Origin of the sequence: Bacillus sp. FJAT-26390 (genome assembly GCF_001682865.1) — a bacterium.
GTDB lineage: Bacteria > Bacillota > Bacilli > Paenibacillales > Paenibacillaceae > Pristimantibacillus.
Map to the genome: position 1 here is coordinate 493,984 of NZ_MAQX01000001.1, position 14,299 is coordinate 508,282.

General features: G+C 48.5%; 10 protein-coding genes and 1 other annotated feature. Of the genes, 7 read left to right on the forward strand and 3 right to left on the reverse strand.

Annotated features, from left to right (window positions below; translation table 11 throughout):
* Window positions 1-73 precede the first annotated feature (73 nt).
* Window positions 74-1,798 carry an acetate--CoA ligase gene (acsA, locus tag A7975_RS02295; RefSeq protein ID WP_053375599.1) on the forward strand — a complete coding sequence of 575 codons (1,725 nt, stop codon included), beginning with the start codon at window positions 74-76 and terminating at the stop codon, window positions 1,796-1,798.
* 66 nt (window positions 1,799-1,864) lie between these two features.
* On the opposite strand, the gene A7975_RS02300 is transcribed toward acsA, so the two are convergent.
* Complete coding sequence (locus tag A7975_RS02300) at window positions 1,865-2,248, reverse strand: VOC family protein (protein ID WP_053375600.1); 384 nt, start codon at window positions 2,246-2,248, stop codon at window positions 1,865-1,867.
* A 193-nt stretch (window positions 2,249-2,441) separates the two neighbouring features.
* On the opposite strand from A7975_RS02300, the gene A7975_RS02305 reads away from it, so the two are divergent.
* Window positions 2,442-3,401 carry an aldo/keto reductase gene (locus tag A7975_RS02305; RefSeq protein WP_053375601.1) on the forward strand — a complete coding sequence of 320 codons (960 nt, stop codon included), beginning with the start codon at window positions 2,442-2,444 and terminating at the stop codon, window positions 3,399-3,401.
* A 70-nt stretch (window positions 3,402-3,471) separates the two neighbouring features.
* Here A7975_RS02305 and A7975_RS02310 read toward each other — a convergent pair whose 3' ends face one another.
* Window positions 3,472-6,534 (reverse strand): transglycosylase domain-containing protein, encoded by a 3,063-nt coding sequence (locus A7975_RS02310; protein ID WP_065384025.1) that lies wholly within the window; start codon window positions 6,532-6,534, stop codon window positions 3,472-3,474.
* A gap of 122 nt (window positions 6,535-6,656) precedes the next feature.
* Window positions 6,657-6,952, forward strand: a binding site (T-box leader).
* A 57-nt stretch (window positions 6,953-7,009) separates the two neighbouring features.
* Between A7975_RS02310 and tyrS the strand changes: the two genes are divergently transcribed.
* From tyrS to A7975_RS02325, 3 genes are all read left to right on the forward strand, one after another.
* Entirely contained in the window at window positions 7,010-8,263 is a 1,254-nt protein-coding gene (gene tyrS / locus A7975_RS02315) for a tyrosine--tRNA ligase (RefSeq protein ID WP_176707687.1), read from the forward strand.
* 131 nt (window positions 8,264-8,394) lie between these two features.
* Window positions 8,395-8,925, forward strand: a complete 531-nt coding sequence (locus tag A7975_RS02320) for an NfeD family membrane protein (RefSeq protein ID WP_176707655.1) — start codon at window positions 8,395-8,397, stop codon at window positions 8,923-8,925.
* A 25-nt stretch (window positions 8,926-8,950) separates the two neighbouring features.
* Window positions 8,951-10,468 (forward strand): flotillin lipid rafts scaffold protein FloT, encoded by a 1,518-nt coding sequence (locus tag A7975_RS02325; RefSeq protein WP_176707656.1) that lies wholly within the window; start codon window positions 8,951-8,953, stop codon window positions 10,466-10,468.
* Window positions 10,469-10,519: 51 nt separating this feature from the next.
* On the opposite strand, the gene rpsD is transcribed toward A7975_RS02325, so the two are convergent.
* Window positions 10,520-11,122, reverse strand: coding sequence for a 30S ribosomal protein S4 (rpsD, locus tag A7975_RS02330; RefSeq protein WP_053375605.1), 603 nt, complete (start codon window positions 11,120-11,122; stop codon window positions 10,520-10,522).
* Window positions 11,123-11,484: 362 nt separating this feature from the next.
* Here rpsD and A7975_RS02335 point away from each other — a divergent pair, with 362 nt between their 5' ends.
* Both A7975_RS02335 and A7975_RS02340 read left to right on the forward strand, forming a co-directional pair.
* Window positions 11,485-13,425, forward strand: coding sequence for a sensor domain-containing diguanylate cyclase (locus tag A7975_RS02335; RefSeq protein ID WP_082197936.1), 1,941 nt, complete (start codon window positions 11,485-11,487; stop codon window positions 13,423-13,425).
* Window positions 13,426-13,566: 141 nt separating this feature from the next.
* The gene (locus A7975_RS02340; RefSeq protein WP_053375606.1) at window positions 13,567-14,298 is read left to right on the forward strand and encodes a hypothetical protein; all 732 of its coding nucleotides are present in this window, start codon (window positions 13,567-13,569) and stop codon (window positions 14,296-14,298) included.
* The last annotated feature ends 1 nt before the right edge of the window (window position 14,299 follow it).

Sequence of the window (14,299 nt, forward strand, 5' to 3'; positions counted from 1 at the left end):
CTCAAGTAATGACTCGATTTTGAAAGCGTATTCTTATGGATGAAACATACAGATTTGATGGGAGAGTGATAGTATGATCAACTTACATCAAGAAAGAATTCCAGCAACGGCACAAAATCCGAATTTACCGAGCTATGAAGCAGCAGTAGACTCCTTTGATTGGAGCCAGATCGAAAGTCAATTCAGCTGGCATACGACAGGAAAAGTGAATATGGCTTATGAAGCCATCGATCGACATGTCGAGCAAGGCAAAGGCGGGAAAATTGCGCTCTATTATAGCGATAATGAGCGCGATGAATCCTATACTTTTGAGCAGCTGAGCAAGCAATCCAATCGTTTTGCAAACGTTTTACGCAAGCTTGGCATTACGAAGGGCGAACGTGTCTTTATTTTTATGCCTAGGACGCCTGAGTTGTATTTCAGTGCGCTTGGCGCGCTTAAGGTTGGCGCAGTTGTAGGACCTTTATTTGAAGCTTTCATGGAGACGGCGGTAAAGGATCGGCTGCAGGACAGCGAAGCTACAGCGATCATTACGACGCCTGCTTTATTCAAGCGGATAAAGCGCGATGAGCTGCCTAATCTGAAGCATGTGATCGTCTTCGGACAAGATGTGCCGAAGGAAGAGGGCATCATCGATTTTGCGGAAGAAATGGCTGTTGCATCGGACGAAGCAGAGATCGAGTGGCTTGATCGCGAGGATGGCCTTATTTTGCATTATACTTCCGGTTCAACCGGCAAGCCTAAAGGTGTCTACCATGTTCAAAATGCGATGATACAGCATATGTACACGGGACAAATTGTACTTGATTTGAAAGAAACGGATATTTATTGGTGCACAGCCGATCCAGGCTGGGTGACGGGCACGTCATACGGCATTTTTGCCCCGTGGCTGAACGGCGCTACGAATGTCATTCGAGGCGGACGTTTCAGTCCAAGCGATTGGTATAGCGTTATTCAAAAATACGGCGTAACCGTCTGGTACAGTGCACCTACAGCTTTCCGCATGCTTATGGGCGCGGGCGATGATATCTCCCAGCAGTTCAACCTGACAAGCTTGCGTCATGTGCTTAGCGTAGGCGAGCCGCTGAACCCAGAAGTTGTCCGGTGGGGACTGAAGGTATATGGCCAACGCATTCATGATACTTGGTGGATGACGGAGACCGGCGGCCAGCTAATTTGCAACTATCCGAGCATGGACATTAAGCCAGGCTCGATGGGCAAGCCTTTACCGGGCATTAAAGCTGCGATTATCGATGACAGCGGCAATGAGGTTCCGCCTTACCGGATGGGAAATCTAGCGATTCAAACCCCTTGGCCGTCCATGATGCGCAAGGTATGGAATAATCCTTCGAAATACGAAGAGTATTTTTACCTAAAAGGCTGGTATATCTCAGGTGACTCCGCTTATATGGATGAAGACGGCTATTTCTGGTTCCAGGGACGCATCGACGATGTCATTAATACAGCGGGCGAGCGCGTAGGGCCGTTCGAGGTAGAGAGCAAGCTGGTTGAGCATCCGGCAGTAGCGGAGGCGGGCGTAATCGGCAAGCCAGACCCGATGCGCGGAGAAATTATAAAAGCGTTCATCGCGCTGCGCGAAGGTTATGTGGCTTCGGATGAGTTGAAGCAGGAAATTTCGCAATTCGTAAAAGTAGGCTTATCCGCGCATGCAGCGCCAAGAGAAATCGAGTTTAAAGATAAGCTTCCAAAAACGAGAAGCGGCAAAATTATGCGACGCGTCTTGAAGGCGTGGGAACTGAATTTGCCAACGGGCGATTTGTCCACGATCGAGGACTAGGTTCATAAACATAGAAGAGAGGATGTCTCCCAAACGGGCGGCATCCTCTCTTTTTGTTTTTGCATATTACCGCTGGAATAGCTCGACCCGTTCACCATCAATCCCGCTTACGAAAAAGTATCTGTAGCCGTTCGGCAGAGTTGTAATTTCTTCATCCACAAACGAAACGTCTAGCTGCTTCAAACGTTTGAACTCGGCTTCTATGTCGTCAACCGTTACGGCAAAATGATGCACCTTTCCTTCAACCGGAAGGCTATCGTTGTAGCCCTGAACCAATTCCAGATCCGTCTCGTCGGAATCGCCAAAACCGAGAAAAGCCAGCTCAACAATACCATTTGTATGCTGTATGCGCCCTTTAAGCTCAAATCCGATAATGTTGGTGTAGAAGGCAATGGATGCCTCAATATCTTTAACCATTACGCCAACGTGATCAATACGTCTCTTTGTCATCGTTTTTGTTCCCTCCTCAAATTAGCTATAAATATTTTCCTTTATGTATTCAATAAATTTTATCACAAGGAGAAGAAAATTGTCTATGCGCTGGAATTTGCAGAAAATGGGTTGACATTCAAACTCGCCGATTTATAATGATGTTATATCTTAGTAAAAAGGTAGGAAAAGTTGTGTAAAAGGAGGTTAGCAGTTGGAGAAAAGGAAATTAGGCAATAGCGAGCTATTTCCATCGGTTATTGGCTTTGGCGCATGGGCTGCAGGAAAGGCGGGCTGGGGGGAAGTAGCGGATAACGAAGTCGAAGCTGCCATTCACCGGGCGTATGATTTAGGGATTACTTTTTTTGATACAGCGCCAGTCTATGGATATGGGCATTCTGAGCAATTGCTTGGAAAAGTGCTTCAGCCTTTTCGGGAGAAAGTGATTATCGCGACAAAAGCTGGCCTCGAATGGAATACGCAAGGGGAGGTAAGCGTTAACGTAACGAAAGCGAATATCGTGCGCGAAGTAGAGGAAAGTCTGCGGCGCTTAAATACGGACTATATTGATTTATATCAGATACACGCACCGGACTCCAGCGGCAAAACATCCATTGAAGAGACCTTTGAAACGTTGAATCAGTTAGTGGAAGAGGGGAAAATACGTTACATTGGCGTCTCGAATTTTAATGTGCAGCAATTGGTTGCAGCGCAAACGGTCAGTTCTATCGTTTCTTTGCAATCGCCGTATAATCTGTTCCAGCGTGATGTAGAACATGCGGCTTTGCCTTATATCAAACAGCTGAATATCGGATTTATACCATATAGCCCCTTGGCGCAAGGGCTGCTTACGGGGAAATTTAATTATTTAACGAGACTGCCACAGACAGATGTGCGCGCGCAGCTAAACCCTTTATTTTCGGAAAAACAATTCGTCAAAAATCTCGTCATCATTGAAACTTTTACCGGCATAGCTAGAGCGATCGGCAAGCCGCTTAATCAAGTCGCAATTAATTGGTTGTTGTATCGCAAGGAAATTTCAAGCGTCATTGCGGGAGCTAAGACGGTCAAGCAAGTAGAAGAAAATGCAGCTGCTGCCAGATGGAGCTTAACCAGAGAAGATTATGAGCAAATAAGTCGATTGTTCGAAACGGATTCTTCTTATGCCATTTAACTCACAATATTAAAAAAAGGTAGCGGCCTCATGCGAGGCTGCTACCTTTATTGATTATGCTGCAATCCAATTAACTTACGGTTTGCTTCGATGATGGACCAGATTCGCCGTTTGCATTTTCCGATGTGACGAAAAAGCTTCCGGTTATGAGTGGTGCAACATACTCAAAGCTCGTTTCCGTGGTGGAGGCGATCCTTGAATATTTTCCATCGTTATTTGGACTGTAGTATACATGATATTTTGTCACTTGGTCCGAGACGCTGTTAGAAGCCCAAGTTAGGCGTACGCTAAGATCCGTCTTTGCTGCTTTTAAGTCCGTCGGAGCAGCAGGTACTGCTGCTGCCGGCGGTTGCTCCCCGCCCGGGTTTTCCCCGCCTGCAGGCGGTGTAGGGATGATTGGCACGTTGCCGTACTGAACGAGCTGGCTCGGTGCAGATTCCTTGCCGACAACATCAACCGCGGTTACATAATACGTATAGCTATGGGAGCTGGAGGCGTTGAGCTTCATTCGTTTCTCAGCACCTGCAATAATGGATTCCCCTTGCTTCTCGTAAGCGCCCTGATTAAGCGATCTGTAGACGCGGTAACCGACGACATCCTTAGCAGCACTGTCGCTAAATGTCAAAATGAGCACTCCATCCGATGATTGCAGCTTAACGCTGGCAGGAGGCGGTGGAGCAGCCCCGTCATCGACGCGCGGATCCCGTTTGGACGGTGCATTGTCTTTCGCATCCGCAGGCAGGTATACCTCAATCGGACGCCTGCTTTTTGCCGGTAATTTAGACTGTGCGTTCTTGATCTCATCCATCAGGACGTCAAGTGGCTTCTTGCGCTTAATAACGATTTGTTCCTTAACCATATCGCTTGGCGTAGCAGGGTTAGGGACATAGTTGACACCCTCGTAAGTGATATACGCCATCTTCACGAGCGCATCGTCTGTTTTCTTCGGTATATCTTTTTTGTTGAACCAGTCGGTAACAAGCATGCCAGCTTCCTTCGTTAATTGGCTAGGGAGCAAGCCGCTTGCGCTCGACACCGTTGCTTTGACGATTCCGGAAGGCCTCTCGAACTTATCGGTTACGAACATTTCAGGTTTTGTTTCTGCTACTTTGTTCATAATTAACGCCCATATCGACCGTGCTCTTGCTTTGCCGTTCTCGCTCAGGGAATTAACCTGTTCTTCATAGCCGGCCCATACGCCTAACGTAATATCAGGAGAGAAGCCCATGAACCAAACGTCGCCGTAGCTTTGAGTGGAGCCTGTTTTACCGGCAATCGGAATTTCACCGTATTTTTTGAATTGCGATTTGAGCTTGTTGGCAGAGCCGCTTCTGTCCGAGATGACAGTAGACAGCATATCTGTCATCAGGAACGCGCTTTGTTCCGAGAATACGCGTTTTGGCTCTTGCTTGTGCTCATAGACGATTTTGCCATTAGCGTCGGTAATTTTCGAAATCATATAAGCGTCATTGAAAACACCTTTGTTCGGAATAGAGCCATAAGCGTTCGTAAGCTCTTCAACGGACGTACCGATGCTTAGTCCGCCGATTACGCCGGTTTGCGCATACGCATCGCCCGGCTGAAGCGTCGTGATGCCGAGCTTTTTAACAAAGGCCCAAGCATTCTCGATCTTGACTTCCTCGTTAAAAATTTTCAATGCCGGCAAATTCAAGGAACGGTTTAACGCCTCACGCGCCGTAACGAGACCTGCAAATTTCCGGTTTACGTTCATCGGAATGTGGAAGCCTTTCTGACCGTCCTTGAGTACCATTGGCGCATCATCAATGATGCTGGCAGGCTGGATAAGCCCCATTTCGATTGCCGGCAAGTAGGCGGCTAACGTTTTCATGGTAGAGCCTGGCTGCCTAGTCATTTGAGTGGCGTAGTTCAGCTGTTCCTCGTAAAAGTCACGGCCTTCCAGCATGCCGACAATCGCGCCGGTTTTGTGGTCCAACATGACTGCGGCGATTTGCTCTAGGCCTTTCTCCTCGCTATAAGGAGAGAAGTTTTCATCATTGCTGCCGATCTCGCGCATGAGTCCGTAGATATCCTTGTCAATCGTCGTATAGACGTGATAACCGCCGCGAAGCAAATGGTCGCGGGCTTCTTCAATCAGCGGCGCATTTTCTTTTTTGCGAAGATCAGCTTTGGTTAATGTCTTATCCTGCTCCATAAGCATAATCTCTGCTGCTTGACGTTCTGCTTCAAGCATCAAGTAAGGGTAAGTCGTATAGGCCTTCTCCGATGGCTTCGCAAGTGTCTTGCGAATATCGAACTTGAGCGCTTCATCATATTCTTGCTGGGTGATGCGGCCCGTCTCGAACATCCGCATAAGCACGGTGCGTTGACGGCCAAGCGCGAGATCGAAGCCCTTTTGATTGAATTGGCCTTTTCCCGTAAATGCCGTGTATGCTGAAGGCCTTTGCGGAAGGCCTGCCAAATATGCGGATTGCGCAATGTTGAGTTGGTTTAAATCTGTAATGTCAAAGACGCCTTTGGCAGCTGCCTTGATCCCGAACAAATTGTAGCCGCTAGAACCGTTGCCAAACGGAACCTTGTTCAAATATGCCGCTAAAATTTCCTTCTTGGTCAAATAACGCTCCATGCGCAGGGACAAAAAGATTTCTTTGATTTTACGGCTGTCGGTTTTGTCCAAGCTTAGAAATACGCGGCGAGCGAGCTGCTGGGTAAGCGTGCTCCCCCCGGTTTGCGTATCCTCGTTAAGTAGCTTTTGCTTCACGGCGCGTCCTAGCCCGTTGATGTCTACCCCTTTGTGCTCGAAAAAATTGTTGTCTTCGATACCGAGTACGGCATTGATGACCTGAGGCGGTAAATCATCGTATGTAATGATCATTCTATCCTCAGACGTTCTCAGCTGTCCGACAAGTGTATCGTCATTGAAGTAGACGAATCCGGTTATGGCATTCTCGCCGACTTTCTCTTCAATAACGGTTCGTGGCCTTACTTCTTCATTTTTTACGAGTGCCGCAACATAGCCAGTAACGGCGCCGCCTGCAAGCAATCCGATAAAGATTCCAAAGTATACCATCCATTTGACTGTTATAAATGTTACGATTCCGAATGTACGCCATTTGCTTCGTTTGATTGGCGACGGTTGACGATCCTCTTGCATCCTTATAACTCCTCCTCCAAATAGCACACCTATTATAACATAAATCAACAAAATTACGCATGCTTTAACAAGATTGACTTCCTCCTAGGCACTGTGGTATAAAATCTATAATGTTTTATCTAATCAATGCTTTGAAGGGCATCAGTAGACAGCGAACCGCATTTTGCAGAGAACCGGTGGGTGGTGGAAACCGGTATGCGCCGCTTGTTGAATTACCGCCTGGAGCTAAGTGAAGGAACCGTATGCTAAGATCGGCTTTAGCCCAAGAAAGGGCGCCTGTCTTAAGCCGTAGTAGTTCACTTCGGAGCCCGTCTCCGTTATCAACAACGAAGTGAGAGTGTCGTACAGCCCATTTGCTTGATAGGCTGGCGTACTCTAACGAGGGTGGTACCGCGAGCTAATCCTTCTCGTCCCTTGGGGCTGGAAGGATTTTTTATGTCTATATAGACGCATACGAGGGAGGAAAAGTTGTATGGTGAAGTGGGAAAGTTTGTCGAAAGAACAGCAAAACGAGGTGGAGCGACAGCTCGCGGTTATCCGGCGCGGTGTCGTTGAGATTGTGCCTGAGGATGAATTAAAAAATAAAATAGCTAATGCCGTTGCGACGGGCACTCCGCTTAAAGTGAAGCTAGGTCTTGATCCATCGGCGCCGGACATTCATATCGGTCATACCGTCGTGCTGCACAAGCTGCGCCAGTTCCAGCAATTTGGCCATCAGATTCAGCTTTTAATCGGTGATTTTACGGGGAGAATCGGCGATCCTACAGGCAAATCGGAAACGCGGAAGCAGCTGACGGAAGAAGACGTGAAGCGGAATGCGGAAACGTACCAGAAGCAGATTTACAAAATACTGGATCCAGAGCTGACGAAGCTTTACTACAACTCGGAGTGGCTGGCACCGCTGAACTTTGCGGAGGTTGTTAATTTAGCCGCGAAGGTAACCGTAGCGCGCATGATGGAGCGTGACGATTTCACGAAACGCTACACAACCGGCCTCCCAATCAGCATTCATGAATTTTTCTACCCGCTAATGCAGGGATACGATTCGGTTGCGCTGGAATCCGATGTAGAGCTTGGCGGCACGGACCAGAAATTTAATCTGCTTATGGGCAGAACGCTGCAGAAGGAATATGGCAAGGAAGCTCAGGTAGCTATTATGACGCCGCTGATCGAGGGCTTGGACGGCGTAAATAAAATGAGCAAAAGCTTAGGCAATTACATCGGCATCGATGAGGAGCCTAACGAAATATACGGCAAATCAATGTCCATTCCAGATCGACTTATGTACAAATATTATGAACTGGCTACCGATTTAAGCAACGAAGAGCTGGCAGCTTTGAAGTCCGGTCTTGAGGATGGCTCCGTGCACCCGCGCGATGCGAAAATGCAGCTGGCAGCAACATTCGTACGAATGTACCATGGCGATGAGGCAGCGAAAGCAGCCGAAAACCATTTTGTAACCGTATTTCAGCAGCGTGCTTTGCCGGATGATATAGAAGAAGTAACCGTATGGACAGGAGATCTGGAAAACGGTCAAATCCGAATCGTAAAGCTGCTTACGGAGCTTGGGCTGCAGCCGACGAGCAGTGAAGCAAGGCGCAGCGTGCAGCAGGGGGCGGTACGTATTAATGAAGAGAAAATTTCCGATGTGAACGCTGACGTTACACTGCATGACGGTGACGTGCTTCAAGTCGGCAAACGCAAATTCGTCAAAATTAAATTAGTATAATTGTTCTAATAAAGCTTGTTGAATGGATAAAATTCAGCAAGTTTTATTTTTTTAGAAACAAAACTGCTTTTTGAACGTAATAAATAACGGAAGCATTAACAGGTTCTGGATACAGTGAGAGGAGGAGGAAGTTGGAGACGCTATTTATGTCTTGTCTAATCGGCGGTATAATGTACGCCCTCGTTAGTGTCATTTTTGGGGATTGGCTGGGGCAAGCATTGGACGGTGCACTTGATTTCTTATCGTTAGACGGTCATTCTTGGCTGTCGCCGACTGCGCTCGTTGGGGGAATTACCGTTTTTGGCGGGGCAGGGCTCATGCTCGATCGATATACTTCCTTTGGATCGACAGCCATCGTTATGGTTGCCTTATTGATTGCGCTCCTTGCTGGAACGGCCGTTTTTTTCCTGTATATCAAACCAATGGAGCAAAGTGAGAACTCGATCGCTTTTTCGCTTAATGGAATGTCAGGCATGCTGGGAGATGTGCTCGTTCCAATTCCGGCTGCCGGTTATGGTGAAGTGATGGTTAAAGTGGGGGCTGGCTTTACGAATCAGATTGCGGCAAGCTTTGATGGAGTTGAAATTGCAAGCGGCGCAAGAGTAGTCGTTGTCGAGGTAAAGGACAGCACGCTTTATGTTTCCGAAGTGAACTTATCTTAATTAAGCAGTAGAGAGGGGAATGTCAATGCCGGAAGTTTTTGTTATACCTGCAATCGTAATTGGAGTGCTTGTCGTATTGGGTCTTGCCTTCTGGGCGCGCTATAAGACAGTCAGCCCGGATGAGGCAATGCTCGTAACGGGATCGTTTCTCGGCTCGCGCAACGCCAGTACGGATGAATCAGGCCGTAAGGTAAAGATCATAAGAGGCGGCGGCGCGTTTATTTTACCGATATTCCAAAAGGCTGAGTTTCTGTCATTGCTGTCGCATAAGCTTGATGTGTCGACACCGGAGGTCTATACGGAGCAAGGGGTTCCGGTTATGGCGGACGGCGTGGCGATTATTAAAATCGGCGGAGCGGTTGAGGATGTGGCAACGGCGGCGGAGCAATTTCTAGGCAAACCGACCGAGGCGCTCAAGGGTGAAGCGCAGGAAGTGCTGGAAGGACATTTGCGTGCTATTCTAGGCTCCATGACGGTCGAAGAGGTTTATCGCAACCGCGACAAATTCGCCCAAGAGGTACAAGGCGTTGCGGCTAAGGATTTGAAAAAAATGGGCCTTCAAATCGTATCCTTCACGATCAAGGACCTGCGCGACAAGCACGGATACTTAGATGCGCTCGGCAAGCCGCGTATCGCAGCTGTCAAACGGGATGCGGAAATTGCAGAAGCTGAAGCGGTGCGGGATGCTAGAATTCAAAAAGCGCTTGCGGCGGAGGCTGGCCAAAAAGCCGAGCTTGTGCGCGACACAAACATCGCTGAAGCAGAGAAAGAGAAAGAAATGAAGGTCGCATCCTTTAAACGGGATCAGGATACGGCGAAAGCCGAAGCAGATCAAGCTTATTCGATTCATGAAGCACGCGCGAAGCAAAGCGTGGTTGAAGAGCAAATGAAGGTGGAGCTCGTGCGCAAAGAGCGTGAGATCGACCTCGAAGGCAAAGAGATTTTACGTCGCGAGAAGCAGTACGATGCAGAAGTGAAGAAAAAAGCCGACGCGGATCGTTATGCGGTCGAGCAAGCGGCAGAAGCGAACAAGGCGAAGCAGCTGCGCGAAGCAGATGCCCTGCAATACCGGATCGAAGCAGAAGCGAAAGCGCATGCAGCGCAGAAGCGTCTGGATGGTTTGGCTGTTGCAGAAGCGGAGAGAGCGAAGGGAACGGCGGAGGCCGACGTGATCAGGCTGCGCGGTTTGGCGGAAGCGGAAGCGAAAGAGAAGCTAGCCGAGGCGTTTGAGAAATTTGGTGAAGCGGCCATCCTCGATATTATCGTCAAAATGCTGCCTGAGCTTGCCGGCAAAGTGGCTGAGCCGATCAGCAACATTGATAAGCTTACCGTTGTTGACACCGGGAACGGCGAAGGGGCGGCGCGTCTAAGCAATTATGTGACTTCATTGATGTCTACCGCGCCAGAGATGCTGAAGAGCGTATCCGGTATCGATGTGAACGCGCTTATTAAAGGACTGACCTCGAAGGCGATCAGTGTGCCAAGCGGCAATGCTAAGCCTGTAGAGATTACAGCAGCACCAAAACTGCCTGACCAAGCTTAAACGAAAACATAAAAAAACCTTGAACCGAATGGTTCAAGGTTTTTCTCATAATTAACGGCTGTAGAATTCGACGATTTGTTTCTCGTCGATATCTTGGGAAAGCTCACCGCGATCAGGCAGACGAAGGAATTTACCTTCCAATGTTTGATCGTTGAACTCAAGGTAGTTCGGAAGGTGGTGACGGCCTTCCATTGCTTCTTTAATCGTTCTTAGGCTGCGGCTGCGCTCGCGCAAACCGATTACATCGCCAAGAGATACGCTGTAAGAAGCGATATCCACTTTCTTGCCGTTTACAGTTACGTGACCGTGCGATACCAACTGACGTGCTCCTGCACGGGAGTTGGAAAGGCCAAGACGGTAAACGAGGTTGTCAAGACGGCTTTCAAGGAGGCCCATGAAGTTTTCACCGGCTTTACCTTTCATTTTTGCCGCTTTGTCAAACAAGTTGCGGAATTGTTTTTCGTTCAAACCGTACATGTGGCGAAGCTTTTGTTTCTCTTGCAATTGAACGCCGTAACCGCTCATTTTTCTGCGTTGGTTAGGGCCGTGTTGACCTGGTGGAAAAGCGCGTTTTGCAAGTTCTTTACCCGTTCCGCTCAAAGAGATTCCAAGGCGACGGCTTAGTTTAAATTTAGGTCCTGTATAACGTGACATACGTAATATTAACTCCTTCATCAAATAAATTTGTGAATGGGGTTGTGTTTCGCCGAATACGTTCAAAGTCCGAGCAAGCTCGTCCCTGTTAGGCTAGTCAGCCGCTGGCCTACAGCGAACGTATTTCATGAGGGTGACACAAAACCGTACGCCCATCTATTCATCAATAAATAATATATGAAATATATAGTCGTTGTCAAGGTTCATGCATGAAATTAAACAAGAACGTAAGCGCATCGAAAGACCTATATTTTACATACATAGTAGTGCAAATTTCTCAAAGATGGAGTATGATGATTGTAATAATAAGCGAAAATGGGAAGCTCATCTCCTTGGTTATCAGATGAAAGGGTTGGGGCTGCATGGTTGATCGAGTGAATAGCAATTTTGCATATCATAAAACCTCTACAATTGTGGATACATCAGCAGAATCACAACCGGTTTGGTTTAGCAGTGAAGATATTAGCGATGCGGACGAGTCCTTGTTATTTCCTTTGTTTCAAGACAGCTTTAAGCAGTGGGCAAAAGAATCAGCAGCGTTGGCTTCATTTGAGAATGGCGAGTTTGCGCTATTTAATAAAGAAGGGGAAGAGGTCGCTGCAACGGGGCAGTATCGCGATGGGCGCGAAAATCGTAATGCTGTGCTAATGACGGCGGTTAGCCGTGCTTTAAGCGGTGGAGAGGCCAGCATTAATGGAACGGAAGATTTATTTGTGGCAGCGGTGCCTGTTCATAGGCGGAACGATGGTGCCGTTTTTGGCGTTTTCACCTACCTATCAACTAATGGATCTCGAATAGAGCTAGAGCAGCTTCTTGGATGCTCGCTTCATTTCCGCAGCTGCTTTTATCATATGTTCGAACAGATTTATGTTAAGGATCTGCTCTTGCAGCAGCGGAGGGCTGAGAAGGAAGCCGACCGTAGAAACGCTTTGTTTCAAGCCGCCAAACGGCTATATGATCAAATCGACGTATCCTCCGTGCTGTCGGAGCTGCTTCTCAGCCTAGAGATGCTGTTCCCAAGCTCAGAGGTTGATTTGTATCTATCGCAGGATCATTTGAACGGAGATCCGCGCGTGAAGCCGCTCGTTTTCAAAAATGCCGAGCATGATCTCGTGGCTAAAGCGTTTCTTAACGGACAATCGGTAACCGAGCATGACCGGGACGGCACGCTGCGGCTCGCAGTCCCGATGACCGGCAAGCAAGCCGCATATGGCGTGCTCCGCATGTCAATCGGTCCAGGCAAATGGGATGAGGCGGATTTGCCGGCCTTCCTGCTGCTCGCGGATACTTCAGGCTCTGCCTTTGAGAATGCGAAGCTGTACGAGCAGTCAAATTTGCTTATCAATGAGCTTCGTCTTATCAATGAGCTCACGAAACGTCTGAATCAGTCCCTTAGGCTGAAAGAAATTTTTCAGTTTGCGAGCAGCGAGCTTTTAACGATATTTGATGCGGATTTTTGCTGCGTCCTGCAGCTTAATAAAGAAAAAAATCAGTTTGTTGTCATGTCGAGCAACTTTCCTGCACTTGCAAGCGAGCATTTCTCGCCCGATTACGGCTTTTGCGGAATGGTTTACCGGACGAAAGAGCCGCTGATCATATCCGATTACTGGCATACTCGCGTTGTAACCTCCAAGCTGATGGACAATACGAGCTCGAGATCGCTTATCGCTGCGCCGATCCTGGTCGATGGCGAGGTCGTTGGCGTCATTTTGGTCACGCATAAGGCGCCAAATTTTTTCTCCTACGAAAATTATAAGCTGCTGCAAGTGATGAGCACGCATATCGGCCTTGCGGTTACGAATGCGTCCCTGCATGCGGAAGTGCGCCGGATGGTAATAACCGACAATTTGACAGGGCTGCATGCCCGCCATTATTTAAATGAACAAATTCAAAACCGTCAGCGCAAAGATCCGTTTGGATCGCTCATACTAGTGGACATAGATTTGTTCAAGCGGGTAAATGACACGTTTGGCCATCAGGTCGGCGATCGGATTCTGATTCAAGTGAGCGATATCATTAGGAGCTCGATCAGACACGGCGACATTGCGGCACGTTGGGGCGGCGAGGAGCTTGCGGTGTACCTGCCGGGCATCCGAGCGGAGCAGGCTTATCGCATCGCTGAGCGGATCCGCCTGCAGGTGGAGAAAGACACCGATCCTGTTGTAACCGTATCCTGCGGCGTCTCCGAGTGGACGTTCGAGGATGAGAAGGTTAGCGTCGAGTCGTTGTTCTACCGAGCGGACATGGCGCTTTATGAGGCTAAGCACAACGGGCGAAATTGTATTTTCGTAGGACAGAACTAAATAATGCCTGTTTTCCACAGCGAGACAGGTTAGATGAAGGATGCCTTGACGGGCATCTTTTTCTTTTTGCCCTTAAACGGAATAAGGAGCAAGCAGGTAAGGGACGATATTACAATAATAAGTTGGACGGGAGGAAAAGAGATGGGAAGAAATAAGGCGATTGGAGCAGGCGTTGTGGCAGTAGCTTTAATGATGTCTGCACTCGGCTGCGGCAGTGCCGGCGACAAGCGAACACCTAAGGAGTGGCTGTCTTTGTCATACTCGGGGCTTGCGGCAACGGATCAATATGATTTTACGGGCTCGATGAGCATGAAGACGGCGGACGGGCTCGAGTTTAAGCCGGAAGTATTTGAAGGCAAAGTAGTGGATCATCAGCAATTGACGCTTCAGACGAATACGGCGGACCCGCTGCACTGGAATCCGGTACAAGTGCTGGAGGCGTTAAACAATGCCAACGACGAGGTTCGTTTGTTAAATGAAAGCAATAATCCAGACACGGTTACGCTGCTGATTACCGAGAATGCCAGTGTCTCAAAGGAGAGATGGGAGCAGCGCCTGCGGCAGCAGCTCGATCAGCTTGATGTACCGGCAGCGGATCGTCCGTATCACGAGGAGTGGTCGAAGGAACTGGCGCGTTCCCGCAAGCAATTGGAACAGATGCTGGCGTCCATGCAAGCGGTGACGAAGTATGAGCTTGTCATCGACCGAGACCGGCTGCTGCCGCTAAAAATGGAGGAGAAAACATCCTTCAGCTACACGTATAATCAAAAGCCGGCAGCCGAGGAAAGGCACACGACAGTAAGGTTTCAATCCTTTAACGGAGCATCGAGCGAAACTGTTCAACAGACGCAAAAACGTGTTACGATGGATTAGA